Annotated in this window: 17 protein-coding genes; 15 read left to right on the plus strand and 2 right to left on the minus strand. The window is 64.0% G+C overall.

All coding sequences use genetic code 11. The features are described 5' to 3' along the window. The first annotated feature begins 43 nt into the window (after positions 1-43). On the plus strand, positions 44-865 hold the full coding sequence (locus tag BH682_RS01120) for a Cof-type HAD-IIB family hydrolase (RefSeq protein WP_037131235.1): 822 nt from the start codon (positions 44-46) through the stop codon (positions 863-865). 37 nt (positions 866-902) lie between these two features. On the opposite strand, the gene BH682_RS01125 is transcribed toward BH682_RS01120, so the two are convergent. Beyond that, positions 903-2,876, minus strand: coding sequence for an N-acetylmuramoyl-L-alanine amidase (locus tag BH682_RS01125; RefSeq protein ID WP_064073596.1), 1,974 nt, complete (start codon positions 2,874-2,876; stop codon positions 903-905). A 331-nt stretch (positions 2,877-3,207) separates the two neighbouring features. Between BH682_RS01125 and BH682_RS01130 the strand changes: the two genes are divergently transcribed. Next, complete coding sequence (locus tag BH682_RS01130) at positions 3,208-4,770, plus strand: SpoIID/LytB domain-containing protein (protein ID WP_030535824.1); 1,563 nt, start codon at positions 3,208-3,210, stop codon at positions 4,768-4,770. A gap of 102 nt (positions 4,771-4,872) precedes the next feature. On the opposite strand, the gene BH682_RS01135 is transcribed toward BH682_RS01130, so the two are convergent. Continuing rightward, complete coding sequence (locus BH682_RS01135) at positions 4,873-6,366, minus strand: PucR family transcriptional regulator (RefSeq protein ID WP_003943944.1); 1,494 nt, start codon at positions 6,364-6,366, stop codon at positions 4,873-4,875. A 171-nt stretch (positions 6,367-6,537) separates the two neighbouring features. Here BH682_RS01135 and BH682_RS01140 point away from each other — a divergent pair, with 171 nt between their 5' ends. The 13 genes from BH682_RS01140 (at position 6,538) to BH682_RS01200 (ending at position 23,007) form a co-directional block, all read left to right on the plus strand. After that, positions 6,538-7,941 carry an amino acid permease gene (locus BH682_RS01140; RefSeq protein ID WP_007731826.1) on the plus strand — a complete coding sequence of 468 codons (1,404 nt, stop codon included), beginning with the start codon at positions 6,538-6,540 and terminating at the stop codon, positions 7,939-7,941. A gap of 90 nt (positions 7,942-8,031) precedes the next feature. After that, entirely contained in the window at positions 8,032-9,213 is a 1,182-nt protein-coding gene (locus BH682_RS01145) for a thiolase family protein (protein ID WP_007731825.1), read from the plus strand. A 2-nt stretch (positions 9,214-9,215) separates the two neighbouring features. Then, complete coding sequence (locus BH682_RS01150; RefSeq protein WP_075831798.1) at positions 9,216-10,367, plus strand: acyl-CoA dehydrogenase family protein; 1,152 nt, start codon at positions 9,216-9,218, stop codon at positions 10,365-10,367. Positions 10,368-10,477: 110 nt separating this feature from the next. Then, the gene (locus BH682_RS01155) at positions 10,478-11,401 is read left to right on the plus strand and encodes an MBL fold metallo-hydrolase (protein ID WP_064687987.1); all 924 of its coding nucleotides are present in this window, start codon (positions 10,478-10,480) and stop codon (positions 11,399-11,401) included. A gap of 69 nt (positions 11,402-11,470) precedes the next feature. Then, a complete protein-coding gene (glf, locus tag BH682_RS01160; RefSeq protein ID WP_075835094.1) occupies positions 11,471-12,685 on the plus strand; it encodes a UDP-galactopyranose mutase in 1,215 nt (404 codons plus the stop codon). Further along, positions 12,682-14,595, plus strand: a complete 1,914-nt coding sequence (locus tag BH682_RS01165) for a glycosyltransferase (RefSeq protein WP_075831800.1) — start codon at positions 12,682-12,684, stop codon at positions 14,593-14,595. Before glf ends, BH682_RS01165 begins: the two co-directional genes overlap by 4 nt. Next, the gene (locus tag BH682_RS01170; RefSeq protein WP_003943893.1) at positions 14,576-15,109 is read left to right on the plus strand and encodes a phosphatase PAP2 family protein; all 534 of its coding nucleotides are present in this window, start codon (positions 14,576-14,578) and stop codon (positions 15,107-15,109) included. Before BH682_RS01165 ends, BH682_RS01170 begins: the two co-directional genes overlap by 20 nt. After that, complete coding sequence (locus BH682_RS01175; RefSeq protein ID WP_003943808.1) at positions 15,106-16,011, plus strand: decaprenyl-phosphate phosphoribosyltransferase; 906 nt, start codon at positions 15,106-15,108, stop codon at positions 16,009-16,011. The genes BH682_RS01170 and BH682_RS01175 overlap by 4 nt, the downstream gene beginning before the upstream one ends. Continuing rightward, on the plus strand, positions 15,989-17,908 hold the full coding sequence (gene zomB, locus BH682_RS01180) for a flagellar motor control protein ZomB (RefSeq protein ID WP_063315260.1): 1,920 nt from the start codon (positions 15,989-15,991) through the stop codon (positions 17,906-17,908). The genes BH682_RS01175 and zomB overlap by 23 nt, the downstream gene beginning before the upstream one ends. A 331-nt stretch (positions 17,909-18,239) precedes the next feature. After that, positions 18,240-19,250 (plus strand): alpha/beta hydrolase, encoded by a 1,011-nt coding sequence (locus tag BH682_RS01185; protein ID WP_007731818.1) that lies wholly within the window; start codon positions 18,240-18,242, stop codon positions 19,248-19,250. A gap of 252 nt (positions 19,251-19,502) precedes the next feature. Continuing rightward, the gene (locus tag BH682_RS01190; RefSeq protein WP_003943922.1) at positions 19,503-21,386 is read left to right on the plus strand and encodes an alpha/beta hydrolase-fold protein; all 1,884 of its coding nucleotides are present in this window, start codon (positions 19,503-19,505) and stop codon (positions 21,384-21,386) included. Between the two features lie 106 nt (positions 21,387-21,492). After that, the gene (locus BH682_RS01195) at positions 21,493-22,044 is read left to right on the plus strand and encodes a DUF732 domain-containing protein (protein ID WP_003943980.1); all 552 of its coding nucleotides are present in this window, start codon (positions 21,493-21,495) and stop codon (positions 22,042-22,044) included. 9 nt (positions 22,045-22,053) lie between these two features. Then, the gene (locus BH682_RS01200; protein WP_003943848.1) at positions 22,054-23,007 is read left to right on the plus strand and encodes a cutinase family protein; all 954 of its coding nucleotides are present in this window, start codon (positions 22,054-22,056) and stop codon (positions 23,005-23,007) included. The last annotated feature ends 78 nt before the right edge of the window (positions 23,008-23,085 follow it).

Genomic DNA, 23,085 nt, shown 5'->3' on the forward strand with positions numbered 1-23,085 from the left:
CGTACCGGGCAGGCACAATGGCGGTGTGAGCCCAGACCGTCGTATCAGCCCTGACCGCCCAACCTTGGTTGCGACCGATGTCGACGGCACCCTCATCGATCACGACGAGTTGGTCAGTGCCCGCACCCGCGCCGCCGTGCATGCCGTCGTCGAATCCGGCACGCCGTTCCTGCTGGCAACCGGGCGTCCTCCGCGATGGATTTCGCCCGTCGTCGAGGGCTTGGGATACGCGCCACTCGCCGTCTGCGCCAATGGAGCCGTTGTCTACGACAGCTACGCCGACCGCGTCCTCAGCGCCGCGACCTTGTCGGTCGACGCACTCACCGAACTCTCCGAGCTGGCACTGGTTGCACTCCCGGGCGCAGGTTTGGCCGCGGAACGAGTAGGGGAGAGCGCACATGACGCCGCCACCCCACAGTTCGTCAGCTCACCAGATTACGAACACGCCTGGCTCAACCCGGACAACACCGAGATGTCCGAGGACGAAGTGCTTGCGGCGCCGGCCGTCAAACTCCTGATTCGCCGTCCAGGCATGACCAGCACGGCGATGTACGACACGCTCGCTCCGCACGTCGGTGCGCTCGCCGACATGACGTACTCCACCGAGAACGGACTGATCGAACTCTCGGCGCCGGGAATCACGAAGGCGTCGGGCCTGGTTGCTGCCGCGGAGAGGTTCGGCTTCGACCTGTCGGGTCTGGTGGCCTTCGGGGACATGCCCAACGACATCCCGATGCTGGGGATGGCACGCCTCGGCGTTGCCATGGGCAACGCTCACCCCGAAGCCAAAGCCGCAGCCGACGAGGTCACCGACACCAATTCGGCACACGGGGTTGCAAAAGTCCTCGAGCGCTGGTGGTCGTAGAACCCACCAGCGCCCGAGGACGTGTCTTGCTCGAGTGTCAGCCGACAGGCGCGCTGTTGGCCATTTCCTGGGCAAAGGTCTCGTTGTAGGTCTTGAGGACCTTCGTGACCATGCCGGTGATCTGGTTGAAGATCAGCGAACCGTTCTCGAAGTCGCTTCGCAGGCCGTCCGGGATCGAGTACTCGTCCGAGATCGGCAATCCCAGTTCACCCGCGTCGGAACCGAAACTCTGCCACGACTTGAAGATCTCGCCGAGCACGGTGAACACTCCGCCGTTCGGCGAGGTGTAGACAGCGCCGTTCTGGAACAGCGCACCCTGGTTGCCGAGCTTCGCCTGCAGAATTCCGGACAGTGCCTGGCCGAGGCGTCCGATCTCGCCACCTTCGGCGATCCACTTCTGCGCGAGCGGTGAATTGTCGGTGATCTGCAGAATCTGGGTGACCAGATCCGGGATCGACGAACCGGTGCCACCGGTGACCGTGTCGACCGGAGTGGTCGGCTTGGGCGCAGGCGTCGACGGATTGGAAGGGTTCGAGGGGTTCAACGTTCCCCCGATGTTCGCGGCCGCGATGTTCCGGATGTCGTTCATGTGCGCGTATGCGGCATCACCCGGGCACGCGGTGTTTCCGACGTCGCGGTGGGCGAAGATGATCGGCAGATCGACTGCTGCGCCCTGCGGGTACGGCGTGAACTCGGTGCCCTCGGAGTACATCGTCGTTCGGCCCTTGGGATCGAGTCCGGCCATGCCGAGCTTCCAACCGAGGAACTTGCCGACGGCGTTGAGCGTCGCCTGCGAAGGCTCGACGGTGGAGTAGTCGCCCATCATCGCGATACCGGTGGTGTTCTCGTTGAATCCACCCGCGTGTGCACCCTGAACTGCCTTGTCGAGTCCGCCTGCGCGGCCTTCGAAGGTCTGACCGTACTTGTCGACGAGGACGTTGTATCCGACGTCGCACCAGCCGAGCGTCTGTGCGTGGTAGGCGTAGATCGAGCGGACGATGCCGGCCGATTCGGCCTTCGTGTAGTTGTTGCTACCTGCGGTGTGGTGAACGGTCGCGCCACCGATGAAGTCGTCGTAGGTGGGGGAGTCGCAGCGAAGTGACTCGTCTGCTCCCCACTGAGCACGGGTGATGACGGACGGTCCGCTGCCGCCGAGCGGCGCTGCGACGGCCTGCAGATTGCTGTCTGCCTCGCTGGCACCCGGGTCGATCAACACGGCGGTGACGGCATCTGCTGCCGTCGTCACCTGGCGAAGCGGCTTGGACACCGAAGCGGGTGTGTACCCGAGTTCGCCGGTGGCTGCGGGTGCTTCAGCGGGGGCAGCTTCCGGAGCGGGCGCGGGGGCAGCTTCCGGAGCCGGGGCCGGCACAACCTCGGCTGCGGGAGCAGCGGCACCCTGCGGCGTGAGGATCTGGATGGACTTGGTGGCGCCGACGAAGACCGGTTCGGTGGCGGTACCGGCGTTGGTGGCCTGATCCGAGCTGGCGGAGTCGATGGCGTCAGGGGTGAACCACGGGCCCCAGGTGCCGTCTTCGGCCAGGGCGCGGACCTTGGACTGCGCCGAGGCGATGGTGTCCGAGGTCAACGCGACCATGCTGAACGGAGTGTCGCGGGTGACTTCCTTGACCACGGCACCTGGCTCTTCCTCGGAAGGAACCGGAGCGGTTTCGGTCGGGGCGCCGGGAGCAGCGGGTGCCGGGAACAGCTCGGTCGGCAGCGTGATCCCTGGAGGTAGCGGGATTTCGGTCGGGAGCTTGAGGTTTCTCAGATCACCGAGGTTGATGTCGGGGAGATCGAGACCGGTCAGCTCCTTGACCGGAATGATGATGTCGGGCACCGACGCGAGGAGCACCTCTGCGATCTGGGTCGGCACTGCTACTGACGTCGTCTCGTTCGCGGAACGTACATCGGACGTAGTGCTCGTGAAGCCGTAGACCGCAAAAGGACTTGCGACAGCCACTGCGGCTACAGCCCCGAGTACGAGCGAGGGCTTCGGTCGACGGTGTGGCAAGGGATTACTCCTCGGTTGTAGTTACTTGCGAGCGAACTTCAGGGCCGATGACGGCCGTGAACGGAATCCTTCAAAACCGGATCCGAGCAGGTCGGATGCCATGTTCTGGGGTTGAACTCCAGTTTTCGGACGCGTACGTCTGCAACTCGTGATGCTGATGTGACTCGTGTGACTGGTGTTGCTAACTCCAAACACTCTTGCCACACTAGTCACAAAAGTCCATAACGCTCAACCTTAGGGTGAGACTTTAGTTAAATCGTTGTGGACTGGCCTGCGCGCGAAGTACCGACTTCGCGGACTCGTGAGGCCGGTAGCGATGAGGAGAGCATTGATGGCGAGAAGCGGAAGAAGCGGAACTGCAGGTAAGAAGCCTGTGTCCGGTCGCGCAGGTCGCTTTCTGGTGGGCGGACCCGGGAGGCGAACCTCGCTGATGCGGATCTCGGTCCTCGGTCTCGTTCCGGCTCTTGCGCTCGGCGTCGCGATCGGAGGTTTCACGCAAATCCGCGCTGACGAGCCGTCGATCCTGCACGCCGTCGCTGCCGACACGCAATTCACGCTCTCCGGGCACGGCAACGGACATGGCCGTGGAATGGGCCAGTGGGGCGCTTACGGCTACGCCAAGAACGACGGCTGGTCCGGCGAGCGAATCCTCAGTCACTACTACGGGGGAACCGTCCTGGACTCGATGCCGCCTGCCCAGATGAGTGTGCGGCTCACGGCCCAGGACAACTCGACGCTCGACGTCTACTCCGACGCCGGCCTCGTGGTCAACGGTCAGCGCACCGCGCCCGGCGAGGCTGCCCATCTCACTGCACTGCCCGGTGGCGGTGCGCAGGTAGTGGTCACCAGCGGGTGCGGTGGCGGGGTTGTCTGGGAAGCGGTCACCGACCATCCGTGGGTGGACCCGGTGGACCTCGGTCCTGATCGACCCGCCGACCAGTTCCTGAAGCTGTGCAACAACGACGCGCCCTATCGAGGCGCCCTCGGCGTAGTGCTCGACAACGGCTCGGCTCGGACAGTCAATCTCCTCGACATGGAGGACTACCTGCTCGGCGTGGTGCCGGTCGAAGCGAAGGCCGAATGGGCCGATTCCGGTGGGGCCGAAGCGCTACGGGCGCAAGCCGTGGCAGCACGCTCGTACGCTGCGACCGAGCATCGCAGCTCGTACGCCGACACCTGCGACACTCAGGACTGCCAGGTCTACGGCGGAGCGGGCAAGGAAGATCCCCGCACCACCGAAGCCGTCCGGTCCACCGCCGGCGCCGTTCTGTCGCGTGACGGCAAGATCGTTGCCACCGAATTCTCCTCGTCCACAGGAGGTTACAGCTCCGGCGGTGAATTCCCGGCCGTCGAGGATCTCGGTGACGCCCTTTCTCCGAATCATGACTGGACAGTGAATCTGACCGCAGGGCAGATTGCGGACGCCTTCGATGTGGGTGAGCTGCAATCGCTCAAGATTCTCTCGCGCAACGGATTCGGTACCGACGGCGGGCGAGTGACGGCAGTCGAGGTAGTCGGAACAGATGCAACTGTTGGCGCCACCGGAATTCAGTTCCGCCAGAAACTCGGCCTGAAATCCGACTGGTTCACCATCGGTGACGGTGCGGGTGTGGTAGTGGCACCGGATTCGGAATCGACAGTGCCGGAATCCAATTCGCCATCCGACGATCCATCGGGTACGGTTACGGAGACGCAGATCGAGAAGAAGTATCGGGAGCTCGGCGGTGAAAGCGGCTCTCTCGGTGCTCCTGCCGGCCCGGAGATGCAGTTGCCCTCCGAAGCAGGCACTTTCCGTGTCTACGAAAACGGAACCATCATCTGGACAAAGGTTTTGGGCGCGCAGGTAGTTGATGCCAACGTGCTCCGCGAGTGGATACCGACGGGCGGAAGCTAGGGGAAGGTCGGTCGGTAGCGACTCGCACGTATCGACTCTGAAGGGTCTCTGCCGTAACCCGGCGGAGGCCCTTCAGGTCGTTCAGGGTTCGTTGGTTGTCGGTCAGATGGTCGGGGCGTCGCCGAGCAGGCGGTACTCGAGCCACAACTCTGCACGTTCCGTGGGGGAGCCGAGGTCGAGCTGGAGAAGGCTCTCGATCCGAGCGAGTCTGCTGCGCAACGTATGCCGATGAATATTCAGCGCTGTGGCTGCGGCGTCGCCCACCCCGTTGTGTGCCAACCACATGGCCAAGGTCCGGTAGAGATCGCTACCGCCCTTCGCTTCCAGAAGCGGGCGCAAGTGTGCCGCCGCGAATGCCGTCGAGCGATCCTGGTCGAGAAATGCGGACAATCCGCTCTCCGAGAGTTCGGCGAACCGCATCGAAGGCAGGTTGCGGGCACCGGCCTCGGCTGCTGCCTGCGCGGCTTGGCGTCTGGCGCGCGAGAGATCGTCCCACCACAGCATGTCCGACACGCCGACGGTGACGTCGATTTCGTTGACACGGGCGAGGATTCGCCCGCTGTCGGTAGCCGAGACGACGGCAATCAGTGCACCGTCGGTGATGCCGAACGCCAGATCGCGGCTGAGACCATCGAGCAGTGAGACGGACACGCTCTCGAGCAGGCCACTCGGGCCCGCTACGTGGAAGACCTGGAAAGGCTCGACCGGAAATCCTCCCCACAGTTCCCCGGAGATGTTGCGGGCGAGCGCATTCTGTCCCTCGAACAGCTGATGCATCGCAACGGTACGAAGGTGGTTCATCGTCAGCTGTGCGTCTCGGGTTCGAGCCGTCATCAACGTGAGCAGAGACGCGGCTGCGATGACGATGCCCTGATTCAGTGAACCGACGGCGCCGGGGCAGCCGGCGACGAGGTACCCCATCAGCTTTCCCCTCGACGTCAGCAGCGGATGGGAGATGACGTCCTCGTTCTCACTCGTGAGGAAACTGACTTCCATCGGACGGGCGTCGCGCTCGGGGGCAGTTCGCTCGATTCCGGCGGCCGCGGCGGTGTGTGAGATCTCGACGGTATGTCCGGCCGAGTCCAGCAGAGCCGCCCATCCGCCGATCAATTCCGCCACCCGTCGTACGACTGCCCGGGTGCCGTTGACCGTCACCGCAGCTTGAAGCAGTCGCCGCAGGCTCTGGTAATTGCTGCGCAGCGCTTTCATGTCGTCGTCGGATTGCGCCTTCGACACCGCTTTGGTCAGGGCGATGAAAGGTGTTCGCAATGGGACGTCGAGAAGGGGCACACTGAAACGGGTGGCCGCATCCACCAGAGTCTGTGGCGCCTGCTCGTATCCGAGGCCGGTTCCGAAACCGATTCCGGCAATTCCGGCCGCCACCAGGGTCCGTACGAATCGGGTCGTTTCCGCGGCCGTCGTCGGTAGTGACACCCCGGTGATGAGTAGTAGTTCACCGCCGTCGAGGAAGGGCGTCGGGTCGGGAAGTTCGGAGACATGTGCCCAGGTCAGGGTGCGATCGAGCTGGTCGTGCCCAGCCAGGACGCGAAGGCCGAACTGTTCGGTCGCACAAAGCTGGCGGAGCGTGATGGGCATGAGTCCAGTCTGACACCTCGAACTCGCCACTTTGTAGTGCCTGCGGTCACGTTTGTACAAAGTGGAGCCTGACGCGAGCTTGCCGAAGGTCCGACACTGGCGCTATCGAAAATGCGCTCCGGATAGAGCGCCACCGAGATCCACGTTCCGAACAGCCCACAAGGAGTACTGATGTCCAGTACAGACCAGCCGGCACTTCAGCACACGCTGAAGAAGCGGCATCTGTCGATGATTGCGATCGCAGGCGTCATCGGCGCCGGACTGTTCGTCGGCTCCGGTGTGGCGATCCAGGAGACGGGACCCGGTGTCCTGATTTCCTACGCGCTTGCCGGCGTCGTCGTCATCCTCGTGATGCGCATGCTCGGTGAGATGTCGGCAGCGTCGCCGGAAACCGGCTCGTTCTCCTCGTACGCCGACAAGGCCATCGGCCGCTGGGCGGGCTTCTCGATCGGCTGGCTGTACGCGTGGTTCTGGATCATCGTGCTCGGCATCGAGGCCACCGCCGGTGCCCTCATCATGAATCGCTGGGTTCCGGGGGTTCCCCAGTGGACCTGGGCATTGATTCTGATGATCGTGCTGACGCTGACCAACATCATCTCGGTCAAGTCGTTCGGCGAGTTCGAGTTCTGGTTCGCCTCCATCAAGGTCGTCGCCATCATCGCGTTCCTCGGCATGGGCATCGTGGCGATCTGCGGATGGATGCCCGGCGTCGAAGCACCCGGAATGACAAACCTGACCGGTCACGGCGGCTTCCTGCCGAACGGAACAGGAGCGATGCTCGCCGCAGTCCTTGTGGTCGTGTTCTCGTTCTTCGGGGCCGAAATCGCCACGATCGCAGCCGGTGAATCGGCCAACCCGCTCGAAGCTGTTCGCGCAGCCGTCAAATCCGTCGTCTGGCGAATTCTCATCTTCTACATCGGCTCGATCGCGGTGGTCGTCACTCTGCTTCCCTGGGACAGCGCGTCGGTTGCACTCAGCCCGTACGTCGCCGTCATGGACTCCTACGGCATTCCGGCCGCGGGCAACATCATGGACGTCGTCGTCCTCACGTCGGTTCTGTCCTGCCTCAACTCGGGTCTCTACACCGCGAGCCGCATGATCTTCTCCCTCGCCGGCCGCGGCGACGCCCCCAAGTCGCTCTCACGTATCGAGAAGACCGGCGTCCCGATGCGCGCTGTCCTGGTCTCGACGATCGTCGGCTTCCTCACCGTCGGCATGAACTACCTCTCCCCGGACAAGGTCTTCCTGTTCCTGGTCAACTCCTCCGGTGCGATCGCGCTGTTCGTCTGGCTGGTCATCTCGGTGTCCCAGCTGCGCACCCGCCGCAAGCTCGAAGCTTCGGGCCAGGAGCTGGAACTCAAGATGTGGTTCTTCCCGTACCTGACCTACGCCACGATCGCCGCCATCATCGCGCTCTGCATCGGCATGCTCACCCTGGACTCGACGCGCAGCCAGATGATCGTGTCCCTGGGACTTGCAGCGATCCTCGTGGGTATCGGGCTCTACCGCTACCGGAACCACAAAGACACCGACGCCGAGGTCGTGCCCGTCGCCGAGAGCGCTCCCACACCCTGACACCAACGTCCCCATCTGCGAGATACTTAGATGTCCTAGTATCGGCCACGGACAGAGAAATCGACGTGAGCACAGCAGATGGGGACAATCATGACCACACCCGAACCGATCGTCATCGTCGACGGGGCCAGGACCCCCGTCGGTAGCTTCGGCGGCGTCTTCAAGGACGTACCCGCACACGAGCTGGGCGCCGCAGCAGCCAAGGCCGCGCTGAGCCGCGCCGGCGTTGCGCCCGAAGACATCGACGAGGTCGTCATGGGCTGCATCGGCCAGGTCGGCCCGGACGCCTACAACGCACGCCGCGTCGGCATCGCCGCCGGACTGCCCGAGAACGTCCCCGCCTACACCGTCAACCGCCTCTGTGGCAGCGGCCTGCAGGCTGTGTGGTCTGCGGCGATGCAGATGCGATGGGGCGCAGCTGCCATCACGCTCGCCGGCGGTGACGAGAGCATGTCTCGCATGCCCTTCTACGACTTCGCCGCCCGCTCGGGCTACAAGCTCGGCGATCGCAGCCTCGTCGACGGCACCGTCGCGATGCTCACCGACCCGTTCAGCAAGGCTCACATGGGCCGCACTGCCGAAGCCGTCGCCCGTAAGTACGGCGTCAGTCGCGAGCAGCAGGACGAGTTCGCCGTCGAATCTCAGCGCCGCGCCGCTACCGACGCAGCGAAGGCGGCATTCGCCGAGGAAATCACTCCCGTCGAGACCGGTGGTCGGCGCTCCGTCACCGTCACCGAGGACGAGCATCCCAAGCCCGGAACCACCGTCGAAACCCTCGCCAAGCTGCGCCCCGCATTCGAAGAGGGCGGATCCGTCACCGCCGGTAACGCGTCGGGGATCAACGACGGCGCCGGCGCACTCGTCCTCGCGACGGGCACCGAGGCAGCCAAGCGCGGTCTCACCGGACTGGTCACGCTCGAAACCGTCACGACGGCAGCCATGGAGCCCGGTCTGATGGGCTACGCTCCCGTGCTCGCTCTCGAAAAGCTCTTTGCGCAAACAGGATTGAAGCCGTCCGACATCGGCACCGCCGAGGTCAACGAGGCGTTCGCTTCGCAGGCCATCGCCGTCATCCGTGACAGTGGCCTGGATCCGGAGAAGACCAACCCGTACGGCGGAGCGATCGCCCTCGGACACCCGGTCGGCGCCACCGGAGCCATCCTGACCCTGCGTGCGGCCCGCGACATGGTCCGCCGCGACCTCGAATTCGGCATCGTCACCATGTGCATCGGCGGCGGTCAGGCACTCGCTGCCCTGCTGAAGCGGGTCTGATCATGGCGACCAAGCGCAAGCCGTCGTGGCACGACGACGAGATCACCGCGGTAGCCGAACTGGCCCGTGGTTTCTTCGATCGTGAACTGATCGCCAAGCGTGAGCAGTGGGACGCTCAGCATCGCGTCGACCGGTCCGTGTGGCTCGAAGCCGGCAAGCTCGGCCTGCTGTGCTGCTCGATTCCCGAGGAATACGGCGGGGGCGGTGGAACTTTCGCGCACGATCTCGCTGTCTTCGAGGCGCAGGGCTACTGCGGTGACTATGCGCTCGGTAACTCCGTGCACAGTGGCATCGTCGCCCACTACGTGCTCGAATACGGAAGCGAAGAGCAGAAGAAGGCCTGGCTGCCAGGTATGGCGACGGGCGAAATCCTCGGCGCCATCGGAATGACCGAGCCCGGAACAGGTTCCGACCTCAAGGCAATCACCACCTCCGCGATCCGTGACGGTGACCACTACGTCGTGAACGGGTCGAAGACCTTCATCACCAATGGTGGCAGCGCAGACATGATCGTGCTTGCCGTCAAGACCGACCCCAAGGCGGGCGCCAAGGGTGTCTCGCTCCTGATCGTGGATCTTCGTGACTGCGAAGGCTTTGCGGTCGGCCGCGTGCTCGACAAGGTCGGTCAGCACGGCGCAGATACGTCGGAGCTGTCCTTCACCGACGTTCGCGTTCCCGTCTCGAACCTCCTCGGTGAGTCCGAGGGGCTCGGCTTCGGTCAGTTGATGGCGCAGCTGGTGCAGGAACGCCTCATCATCGGCGCGCAGGCCATCGGCACCATCGAGCGTGCAGTCGAGGAGACCGTTGCATACACCAAGGCGCGTCAAGCGTTCGGGCACAGCCTCTTCGAGTTCCAGAACACCGCCTTCGAGCTGGCCGAGTGCCAGACGATCGCACGCACCTGCCGTGTCTTCCTCGACAACTGCATCGAGGATCACCTCTACGGCGAGCTGGACGGCGCAGACGCCGCGATGGTCAAGTACTGGCTCACCGAGCAGCAATGCGCCGTCGTCGACCGGTGCGTGCAGCTCTACGGCGGATACGGTTACATGCGTGAATACCCGATCGCGCGCATGTACGAGGACTCCCGCGTCCAGAAGATCTACGCCGGCGCCAACGAAGTGATGAAGGGCATCATCGCGAAGAGTCTTTGATCACCGGCGTCGAAAACCATTGACACCGACCAGGCACCCACCGAGCATTTCGGTGGGTGCCTTTGTGTGTGCCCACAAGCGGTATCGAGCTGTTCGGAAGGCAAACACTGATGAGCTTCACCATCGACGTCGGGTCGGCGCGCGTCACCCAACTGACAGAGCTGGCGCACTGGCCGTTTCCGCCGCGAGAGCTCTTTCCCCAGGCGAGTGAGGCCGAGATCAGTGAAGCGTCGGCGCGGCTGACACCGGAGTTCTTCGACGAGGGTAGTGGTGACCTCGTGCTTGCCATCCACACCTACCTGGTGGAGATCGGCGGCAAGGCCGTCGTCGTCGACACCGGCAACGGAAACAGCAAGCACCGGCCGAACCTCTTGCCGCATCACATGTTCGGCACCGACTACCTCTCACGCTTCGCAGCCACCGGTGTGTCCGTCGACGACGTCGATCTGGTGGTCAGCACACATCTGCACCCTGACCACTGTGGCTGGAACACCGCCCTCGACGCCGAAACCTGGCGGCCTACCTTCCCCCGCGCGACCTACATTTTCGATCGCACCGAACTGGCCGCGCTCCAACAACTCGCCGCCGACGGTCCGCACGAAGGAGTGGTCTCGGATCTGGCGCAGACCTTCGAGGACAGCGTCCGTCCCGTTCTGGACGGGGCGAAGTGGGAGGCGGTCGACGACGGCCACGTCCTGGTCGAGTCCGAAGGCACACGCGTCGTCGTTCGCAGCGCGCCCGGCCACACGCCGGGCCATATCGTGATCGAGATTCGCACTGCCGACGGCGGCGCCGTCATCTCCGGCGATGTGATCCACCATCCGATCCAGTTTCTGTACCCGGACCTCAGCCAGGGCGGCGACGCGGATCCCGAGATCGCGAGGGTCACCCGCCGCGAACTTCTCGAACGCTGCGCGTCGGAGGGACTACTTCTACTTCCCGCACACTTCCCCGTCGACGAACCGATCGTGATCGAATTCGAGTCGAGCGGTGCACCGAGTGCTTCCGGTCTAATCGGTCTTGCAACGTCCTGACTTGCCGCATCGGCCCTGGTGACGCATCCAACCCTCGGCTTCCGAACAGGTCCGATACCCTGGTTCATCGTGACCGCTGCAAATTCAGAGACCGCCCGTGCCCAGTACGACCTGATCGTCGTCGGTTCGGGATTCTTCGGGCTGACCATCGCCGAGCGTGCCGCTACCCAGCTGGGTAAGCGCGTGCTGGTGCTGGATCGCCGTCACCACCTGGGGGGAAACGCATACTCGGAGGCAGAGCCGGAGACCGGCATCGAGGTCCACAAGTACGGTGCCCACCTGTTCCACACCTCCAACAAGAAGGTCTGGGACTACGTCACCCAGTTCACGGAGTTCACGAACTACCAGCACCGCGTTTTCGCGCTGCACAAGGGACAGGCGTACCAGTTCCCGATGGGACTCGGCCTCGTGTCGCAGTTCTTCGGTCGGTACTTCACTCCCGAAGAAGCACGCGCCCTCATCGCCGAACAGTCCAGCGAGATCGATTCGAAGGACGCCTCCAACCTCGAAGAGAAGGCGATCTCCCTGATCGGGCGCCCGCTCTACGAAGCATTCGTGCGTGACTACACGGCTAAGCAGTGGCAGACCGACCCCACCGAGTTGCCCGCGGCGAACATCAGCCGCCTGCCGGTCCGCTACAACTTCGACAATCGCTACTTCAACGACACGTACGAGGGCCTGCCCGTCGACGGATATACGGCGTGGCTCGAGAACATGGCGAAGGATCCGAAGATCGAGGTCCGCCTCGACACCGATTACTTCGACGTCCGCGACGAACTGCGCACCGCCAGCCCCGACGCCCCTGTCATCTACACGGGCCCGCTCGACCGCTACTTCGACTACTCCGAAGGTGCACTGGGATGGCGCACCCTCGATTTCGAGACCGAGGTTCTGCCCACCGGAGACTTCCAGGGCACCCCGGTCATGAACTACAACGACGCCGACGTGCCGTTCACCCGTATCCACGAGTTCCGTCACTTCCATCCGGAGCGCGAGTACCCGACCGACAAGACCGTCATCATGCGTGAGTTCTCACGTGCCGCGGAGGCGAAGGACGAGCCGTACTACCCGATCAACACTCCAGAGGATCGCGAGAAGCTCTCCGCGTACCGCTCACGCGCCAAGAAGGAGACCGCGGAGAACAAGGTCCTCTTCGGTGGGCGTCTCGGCACCTACCAGTACCTGGACATGCACATGGCGATCGCCAGCGCGCTGACCATGTTCGAGAACACCCTGCGCCCGCATCTCGAATCGGGTGCGGAATTGGCAGGGGAGAGCGAATGAACGCACGTCATCTACTCGAAGGCGAAGATGCCGTCAGCGGCGACGAGGTGACCTACCTCGGCAAGTCCCTGCTTCAGCGGATCATCCTGCCCCGCGCCGGTGAGCCGCTCGACGTCCGCACGTTGTACTTGGAAGAGTCCTGGTCCAACAGTCGGCGGGCGCACTCGACCTCGCGCACGTCGGTAGCGCTCGGCGCCGAGACCGAGGTCTCGTTCGCCACGTACTTCAACGCGTTCCCTGCCAGCTACTGGCGTCGATGGTCCATCCTGAAATCGGTGGTCCTTCGTCTCGAGCTGTCCGGCCACGGCCGCGTCGACATCTACCGTTCCAAGGCGGATTCCTCGCGAATTCACGTGGAAGGCAAGGAATTTGCCGACGGCGATGCCGCGGTCGAGTTCGAGGTGGAACTGGCGCCGTTCGAGGACGGTGGCTGGATCTGGTTCGACATCACCACCGATACGGCAGTGGTCGTCGAGAGCGGCGGCTGGTACGCGCCCGTCGAGGCTCCCGGCGAAGCGACTGTCGCCGTTGGTATTCCGACGTTCAACCGTCCGACCGACGCGGTCAAGGCGCTTGCTGCACTGGCTTCGGATCCGCTGGTGTCGGACGTGATCAAGGCCGTCATCATGCCGGATCAGGGCACCCGCAAGGTGCGTGACGAACCCGGATTCGCCGAAGCTGCTGCAGCGCTCGGTGATCGGCTCGCCATTCACGATCAGGGCAACCTCGGCGGCTCGGGCGGATACAGCCGAATCATGTACGAGGCACTCAAGACGACGCAGTGCCAGCACATCCTGTTCATGGACGACGACATCGAGATCGAACCGGACTCGATTCTGCGTGCGCTTTCATTCTCGCGCTTCGCGAAGTCGCCGATGCTGGTGGGTGGGCAGATGCTCAACCTGCAGGAACGAAGCCACCTCCACGTGATGGGTGAAGTGGTCGACCGCGGCATCTTCATGTGGACCGCGGCACCGAACGTCGAATACGACCACGATTTCTCGAAGAAGCCGCTGCGCGAATCGAAACTCCTGCACCGCCGCATCGACGTCGACTTCAACGGCTGGTGGATGTGCATGATCCCGCGCCAGGTCGCCGAAGAACTCAAGCAGCCGCTACCGCTTTTCATCAAGTGGGACGACTGCGAATACGGTTTGCGCGCAAAGAAAGCCGGATACCCGACCGTCACTCTGCCCGGTGCCGCGATCTGGCACATGGCGTGGAGCGACAAGGACGACGCCATCGACTGGCAGGCGTACTTCCACCTCCGTAACCGTCTGGTGGTGGCCGCGCTCCACATGCCGGGCAACGGCCGTGGCCTCGTGGTCAACACGGTGAAGGCAACGCTCAAGCACCTGCTGTGCCTCGAGTACTCCACCGTCGCGATCCAGAACAAGGCCATCGCGGACTTCCTCGCCGGACCCGAGCACGTCGCGAACATGCTGCCGACGGCACTCGGTGAGGTCCACGCCCAGCGCAAGGAATTCTCCGACGCCGTCGTACTGCCGTCGTCGACTGCGTTGCCGCTGCCCTCCGGTGCGGACGTCGGAGACGTGAGCCTGCCGCTGTCGACCGTCGCGAAGATCACCCGGGTCCTCAGGGCCGGAGTGCACAACGTGAAGCCGGCCAAGCCGGAACACCTCGAGCGCCCTCAGCTCAACGTTCCGACCATCGACGCCCGTTGGTTCCTGCTCTCGCAGGTCGACGGCGTCACCGTCACCACGGCCGACGGTCGCGGCGTCGTCTACCGCAAGCGAAACCCGAAACTCGCGCTCGAACTGCTCAAGGAAGCAACACGGTTGCGCCGCGAACTCGCCGCCCGTTTCCCCGAGCTCAAGAAGCAGTACCAGGACGCCGTTCCTTCACTGACCAGCACGGAAAGGTGGGAACGTGTCTTCGGCATCTCCTGAAGTACAGATTCTGGCCGGGATTCAGTCGACCGTCGGGCAGCTGCCGGGAGCCGTCAAGGTCGCCCGCGGTATGTCTCACTTCGGTGAGCACTCCCTCGGGTGGATCGCGATCGCTGCCGTCGGAGCTGCTGTGGACAAGCCGCGTCGACGGGAATGGGCCGGAGCAGCCGTCGGAGCATTCGGTGCACACGCCGCCTCCGTGGTGATCAAACGAGTGGTCAGGCGCAAGCGACCTTCCGATCCTTCGGTGCAGGTCAACGTCTCGACACCGAGCAAGCTCAGCTTCCCGTCATCACACGCGACGTCGACGACGGCGGCGGCTGTGCTGATCGGTCGGCTCACCGGGCTACCCTTACCGGCGTTGCTGGTGCCCCCGATGATGCTCTCGCGTCTGGTCCTGGGAGTTCACTACCCGACCGACGTACTCGCCGGAGCGGCACTGGGAGCCGCATCCGCGGCGGTAGTTCGCCGGGTCGAAGAAGCCAGAGCCGAACAGAAATGTGGAGATAAATGAGCGAGGAACCGGCTACGGTCAGCGGACCCCCGAAGTCCCTGCCCGCCGGCATCGTCAAGGCGCTTCGCCCACGTCAGTGGGTCAAGAACGTCCTTGTGCTGGCAGCGCCCATCGCGGCCGGAACCGCCACCGAAGCCGACGTGCTGTTGCCCGTCGCGCTGGCGTTCGTCGTGTTCTGTATGGCGGCATCAGGCATCTATCTCGTCAACGACGCGATGGATGTCGAAGCCGACCGTGCTCACCCCACGAAGCGATTCCGTCCCATCGCGGCCGGCGTTCTACCCGTCAACATCGCCTACGGCATGGCCGTCGTGCTGCTTGCCGGTGCGATCGGGCTGTCCTTCCTGGCCAACTGGCAACTCGCCGTGGTCATGGGCGTGTACATCGTCATCCAGCTCGCCTACTGCTTCGGTCTCAAGCATCAGGCCGTCATCGACATCTGCATCGTCTCGTCCGGCTTCCTGCTTCGAGCGATCGCCGGTGGCGTTGCCGCCGAGATCGATCTCTCGCAGTGGTTCCTGCTGATGATGGCGTTCGGATCACTCTTCATGGCGGCCGGCAAGCGCTACGCCGAACTGCAGTTGGCCGAGAAGACCGGCGCCAAGATCCGTAAGTCCCTCGAGAGCTACACGATGACGTACCTGCGTTTCGTGTGGACGATGGCAGCGACGACGCTGGTCCTCTGCTACGGACTGTGGGCGTTCCAACAGGACGCCATCAAGGGCACCAACTGGTACGCCATCTCGATGGTGCCGTTCACCATCGCGGTGCTGCGATACGCGGTGGACGTCGACGGCGGCGAAGCCGGAGAGCCTGAGGAGATCGCGCTCGGTGACCGGGTGCTGCAACTCCTCGCGATTGCGTGGATCGGAGTAGTGGGTGTCGCTGTCTACCTCGTCTGAGCCACGCACCGAGGCCGACCCGCACGTCGACACTGCGGCGAATCGCACCACCCTCAGTCGAGGAGTTTTTCTCGGCGGGGTGGTGCTTGCTGCTGCCCTCATGTTCTGGGGTGCGTGGGAGCGTCGCTGGATCGCCGACGACGGACTCATCGTCTTGCGAACCGTTCGCAACCTGCTCGCGGGGAACGGCCCGGTCTTCAACGCGGGTGAGCGTGTCGAGGCGAACACGAGTACCGCGTGGACGTACATCGTCTACGCGTTCAGTTGGCTCACGCAGATCCGTCTCGAATACGTTGTTCTGACGATCGCGCTCGTACTCTCGACTGCTGCCGTCGTGTTGGCGATGCTCGGCACCGGTCGTCTGTACCGCGGCGTTCGGCCGTCGGCGGGCGGAACGATCCTGCTGGTACCGGCGGGTGTTCTCGTCTACATCGCGGTTCCGCCTGCGCGAGATTTCGCCACTTCCGGGCTCGAGACATGCTTGGTGATCTTCTGGATCGCGCTCCTGTGGGTACTGCTCGTTCGGTGGGCGCAGGCGTCGACGCCGTCCACGGCGTCGATCCTGACTCTCTCGTTCGTGGCCGGACTCGGACCACTGGTTCGACCCGAGATGGCGATTCCCGGTGCTGCCGCGTTGATGATGATCGTTCTCTCCGCAGGCCTGACCTGGAAGATTCGCACACTGATCGTCGTCGTCGCCGGACTTGTCCCGGTGGCCTATCAGATCTGGCGAATGGGCTACTACGCCTTGCCGTACCCGAACACCGCGGTGTCGAAGGACGCCGGTGGCGCGAAGTGGGCGCAGGGTTTTGCTTACCTGTGGAACCTGGTCGGGCCGTACCTGCTCTGGTTGCCGTTGCTGTTCCTGCTCATCGGTGCGCTGCTGCTCGTGTGGCGAAGCCGAGCGGACACACCTACCGCCACCGCAGATCAACCCGCACGCCCGCTGTGGCAGCGCTTTCAGCAGTTTCTGCGCACGCCGCGGGCGATTGTCACCTTCATTCTCGGCAGTGGGCTGATCCTCGGGATCTACTCTCTGCGCGTCGGCGGCGACTTCATGCACGGCCGCGTCCTGTTGCCGGTGCTGTTCTGCCTGCTCATCCCGGTGGCGGTCATTCCGTTGCGGGTGCCGGCGCGGGCAGCGTTCGGAAGTAATCGCGACACCGCGATCTTCGGAGTCTCGGCGGTGCTGTGGATCGGCACGATCATCTGGGCCTTCTTCGCCGCGAACACGACGGGTATGCCCGAAGGATCCGTGGTGGGTCGCTCGGGAATCGTCGACGAGCGAGCGTTCTACGCACTCAACACCGGTCACAAGCATCCGATCCTGGCCGAGGACTACCTCGACTATCCGCGAATGCGTGCCATGGTCGAGACCATCGCGCGGACTCCGGAGGGTGGGCTGCTGCTGCCGTCCGCGAGCTACGACTCCTGGTTCGTCGTCCCACCACCCGGACCGATCGAAGAGCCGGCCGAGCACGTCGTCTTCTTCCTCAACCTCGGAATGACGAGCATGAACGTCGGCCTCGACGTTCGGGTGCTCGATCAGATGGGGCTGGCGTATCCCCTGGCAGCTCACACCGAGCGACTCGAGGACGGCCGGATCGGGCACGACAAGAATCTCTATCCGGACTGGGTGGTCGCGGACACGGGAATGATCGACGTTCGACCGTGGCTGCCGTTCTTCCTCGACGAAGACTGGGTTGCGGACGCAAAGCTGGCCATCACCTGCCCGGAAACTCAGGAGCTGCTCACGTCGTACCGCTCCGAGCTGACCTGGGCCAGATTCAAACAGAACTTCCAGCAGGCATTCGACTTCGCGAAGTACCGATTCGACCGGGTTCCGGCCTACGAATTGGAACGCTGCGGTCTCGTTCCACCGGAGTCACCCAGGTGATGTGATCAGCATCACCGACTGTTGAGGGTTTGAATATTTCGATTCAGTAACACCGAATTGATTGGCCACGATGTACTCGAAGACGATTCACCTAACCTGAATCACCCCCGAGGGGTGATGACGGTGTTGCTCGCGGATTGGGACGTAACGGTCCACCTATTTGTCACAGCTGAACCTGTGACATAAAGTCCAGCGAGCGCAGTGTGACTTGGAAGAGGTCCGCTGCCGACCCGAACTCGTTCGGGCTGGCAGAAAAGCCTGTTCCCCGACGGAATCCGCCGGAACCACTCCACCGAGTGGGTTCCGCAGACGAAGAGAGAGAGCAGTATCCATGCGTTTTGCCAGAAAGAGGCTGACCCAGCGCCTCAAGCACCGAGCGTTGGCCATCGGTGCCGCAGCACTTGTGCTCCCCCTTGCTGCAGGAGTTGCCGGTAGTGCTGTCGCCTCTGCTGCGCCTGCGCACACTGCTCCCAGCCACACCGCCCCCTCCGGCGGATACGACGAGCTGTGGGTGCCCTCCTCGATGGGCAACATCAAGGTCCAGGTCCAGTGGGCCGCTCGCGGCGGAAACGCTGCCCTTTACCTCCTCGACGGCCTGCGTGCGCGTAACGACGCCAACGCGTGGAGCTTCGAGACCAATGCGATGGACCAGTACCGCAACGACAACATCACTCTCGTGATGCCCGTCGGCGGCGAGTCCAGCTTCTACAGCGACTGGTATGCACCGTCGAACTTCAACGGCCAGCAGATCACGTACAAGTGGGAAACCTTCCTCACCGAAGAACTGCCCAACTTCCTCGCGAACTACGGCGTCTCGCCCACCAACAACGCGGTCCTCGGCCTCTCGATGGGTGGCAGCGCTGCTCTGACGCTGGCTGCTTACCACCGTGACCAGTTCAAGTTCGCCGGCTCGCTGTCGGGCTACCTGAACATCTCGGCTCCGGGCATGCGCGAGGCAATCCGCGTCGCAATGCTCGATGCCGGTCGCTTCAACGTCGACTCCATGTGGGGACCGCCGTGGAGCCCGTCCTGGCTGCGCAACGACCCGTTCGTCTTCGCACCGCGTCTGCAGGGCCTGTCGATGTACATCTCGTCGGCAAGCGGCCTGCCCGGTGAATACGACCACCCGCGCGCACCGATCGATTACTACAACACGGCTAACGGCATGGGTCTCGAGGCTCTCGCCCTGGTCAACACCCGTGCATTCCAGATCCGCATGAACTCGCTGGGTATCCCGGCCACCTACAGCTTCCCGTCCAACGGCACGCACTCGTGGCCGTACTGGTCGGCAGAGCTGTGGAAGGCTCGCGGCCAGATCCTCGACACCATGAACGCTTGGTGATCGTGCGCGATCCCGTGACCTAGTCACTTCACCAGTGCCGTTCCGGACTCCTCGAAGGAGAACCGGGACGGCACTTGTGTATTCAGGTGCTGCACAAGCGCCCGATGTCAGTAACAATTGCACCACCAGTAACAGCGCGGCTACCCCAAGCGGGGATCGTTTGCGTGTAGAAATAGTTTCAACGGGGGTCTGGCTGCTCAGGCGGCCACACGATCGACGCGCGGACCGAACGTAAGGAAAGAGAGTGAGCTCATGCGAGTAGGCCTTGCCACGGAGGACCGTCGCCGGTCCCGGGCAACCTTCCGGACAAAGGTCGTCGGCGCACTGGCAGCGATGCTGGTTCTGCCGATCGCCGCGGGCTTGACGACGGCCGGAACCGCGGCAGCCGCGCCGGCACCTGCTCAGGCCGCACCGGCCGCCACCCAGAACCCCACCGGAGCAGCGGTCACGAAGGTCGACTGGCTCAGCGAGCGTCGCGTCGCGCTGTGGGTGAACTCTCCCGCGATGGGCACCCCGATTCAGGTGCAGATCCTCTTGGCCCGCGATTGGAACGTCAATCCGTCGGCCAGCTTCCCCTCGGTCTGGATGCTCGACGGTCTTCGCGCGACCGACAACGAGAACGCCTGGACCTACGAGACCGACGCCGAGTCCTTCTACGCGGACAAGAACGTCAACGTCATCCTCCCGGTCGGCGGTCAGTCCAGCTTCTACTCCGACTGGCTCCAGCCCGACAACGGCAAGAACTACCAGTGGGAGACGTTCCTGACCAAGGAACTGCCCCCCATCCTCGAAAAGGACTGGCGGACCACGCAGACACGCGGTGTCGTCGGTCTGTCGATGGGCGGTACGTCCGCCATGTTCCTCACGGCGCGCAACCCCGGCTTCTTCAAGTTCGCCGCTTCGCTCTCCGGCATCCTCACCACCACCTCGCTCGGCATGCCTCAGGCAATCCAGTTCGCGATGACCGACGCCGGTGGATACAACTCCGCCGCGATGTGGGGACCGCCGTCCAACCCGCAGTGGGCTGCACACGATCCGTACGCGCTCGCCGAGAAGCTCAAGGGCGTCAGCCTGTACGTCTCGAGTGGTAGCGGTACGACCGGCCCGTACGACCAGCCGTCGGGAATTCCCGGCGTGAGCACCAACTACGCAGGCATGGGCCTCGAGATCCTCGCTCGCCTGACCTCGCAGACCTTCGCGACCAAGCTCAACCAGCTCGGAATCCCCGCGCAGGTCAACTACCGCCCGTCCGGAACCCACTCGTGGCCGTACTGGCAGTTCGAGCTTCATCAGCTGTGGCCGCAGTTGGCCAACGCCATCGGCGTCGAGGTCGAGAAGCCGGCTTGCGGCACTTCGGGTGAGATCGGTGCGACGGCCGCAGCCAACGGCTGGATCGGTGACTGCATCACCCCCGAGTACAGCGTCGCGGGTGGCCTGGCACAGGACTTCCGCAACGGTCGCATCTACTTCACCAGTGGAACGGGCGCCCAGCCCGTCGCCGGTCGTATCGCCGGCGCGTACATGAACACCGGAGCAGCGGCCGGCCCGCTCGGCTTCCCGCGTACCCCCGAACTCGGTACCCCCGACGGACGCGGACGCTTCAACCACTTCCAGAACGGCTCCATCTACTGGACCCCGCAGACCGGCGCTCACCCCGTCAGCGGCGACATCCTCGCCGAGTGGTCCGCACAGGGTTGGGAAGGTGGCCCGCTCGGCTACCCGACTGCCGACGAGATCGCGACCCCCGGCAAGCCGGGCAAGGTCCAGGGATTCGAGATCGGCGCAATGTACAGCAGCGCCAACGGAACTCACGCGGTTCTCGGAATGATCATGGGCAAGTACGGCGAACTCGGCTGGGAAAACGGCTGGCTCGGATTCCCGAAGTCGAACGAGGTTCCGATCAAGGACAACGGACGCTTCACCGAGTTCGAGGGCGGCAACATCTACTGGAGCCCCGGCACCGGTGCATGGTCCGTCGAGAACGGTCCGCTGTTCGACGGTTGGAAGAGCGTCGGATACGAAGGTGGGCGACTCGGATTCCCGATCAGTGACAAGTTCGACATTCCCGGTGGTGTCCAGCAGAACTTCCAGTTCGGCTACATCACGGTGATCGGTGACAAGACAGAAGTTCACTAACTCACAGTGGTGCACGACGGGCGGGCCCGATCACGGATCGGTGCCCGCCCGCGTGCGTTGCGTAACCTGTTGATGGACTTTCGACTGAAGGCAAGGACGGACATTGATGTCGCTTTTCTCGGGTAACCGAAACACTTGTGCACGCGCGATCGCGGTCGGCGCCCTGGCGCTCGCCACCGGTGGCGCGCTTGTCGCGTGCGGTAGTGACGACTCCACTGCAACCTCCAATCCGGTCACCACGACGTCCGCGGCGGCTTCGTCCTCGAGCGGTTCGGCATCTGCGTCCGCCTCTGCGACCACGACGGCGTCGGCTGCGCCCACCAGCCCGGGAGCCGCGGCCACCGCGCCGCCGGAGCAGCCGCAGAGCATCGAGGGCTTCCCGGGTCCCACAGTCGTCGAGGTCAGTCCCGAGGCACAGAAGTTCCTCGACGGACTGAAGGCGAAGGGCATCACCCCAGCCGGTGACGGAAGCATCGCCGTCAACACGGCCAATTACATCTGCGCTGCCGGTCCTCAGACCGACGACGAGGTCCTGACCTTCGTGACCGCCTTCGTCGGCCAGGAAGCGTCGGCGGAAGGCAAGCAGATCACTCCCGAGCAGGCAGGTGCGAACGCTCAGATCTACATCGACGTCGCCAACGCCACCTACTGCAAGTAGGCGCGGGTCATGGCGAGGTCTGGAAAGCGTCGTGGGTGCCTGATCCCGCTGCTGATCATTCTTGTGGTCGCAGCGGTCGTGATCGGCGGTTGGTACATCCTGGCCGGGCGGGTGCCTTCGCCGACTCCGATCCCGCCGAGCCCGGAGCCTCCGGTGTCTCAGCCGGCCAGTTGCCCCGATGTCCAGGTAGTAGCCATACCGGGTACGTGGGAGTCGAGCGCTACCGACGACCCGTACAACCCGACGGCCAATCCGGCGTCGTTGATGCTGAACGTGACCCGTCCTCTGCAGGAGAAGTTCGATACTTCACGGGCCGACGTCTACACCGTTCCGTATGTCGCACAGTTTTCGAATCCGGTGGCGATCCCGCCGGACGGACAGCAGTCCTACAACAACAGTCGGGCTGCGGGAACTGCTGCCACTAACGACTTTCTGATGAAGCGGCACGCCGAGTGCCCGCTCACGAGTTACGTCCTGACCGGATTTTCCCAGGGCGCGGTGATCGCGGGTGACGTCGCCGCGAGTATCGGCGACGGTACCGGCGCGGTGCCTGCCGATCTGGTTCTGGGCGTCGGCTTGATCGCCGACGGTCGGCGCGATCCGGCGTTCGGGAACACCGTTGGCCCGAGCGTTGCCGGTGTCGGCGCCGAGCTGTCGCTGAACGGGCTGAAGCTGCCCGGTCTCACGATGACCGGCCCGAGGCCCGGCGGGTTCGGTGACCTCAACGATCGGACCTATCAGATCTGCGCGCCGAGCGACGGTATCTGCGACGCGCCGGCAGCCGCTCTCAACCCGACCAACTGGCTGAGTTCGGCGCCGCGACTGCTCGAGTACTACAACAACCCTGTGCACGCGATGTACAACTCCTTCCAAGTCGATCCGAACGGCACGACGGCCACCCAATGGATGGCACAGTGGGCTGCGGAGAAGATCGACGCTGCACCGACGCCGCCCCACAGTTGAGTCACCGCCGCACTGTTGATTCGTCACAATCGGGCGTCTCGGGAGTTCGCTCGCGGGTAATCTGCTCGTTTGGTCCCG

The sequence above is a fragment of the Rhodococcus sp. YL-1 genome, from assembly GCF_001942025.1.
Lineage (GTDB): Bacteria > Actinomycetota > Actinomycetes > Mycobacteriales > Mycobacteriaceae > Rhodococcus_F > Rhodococcus_F qingshengii.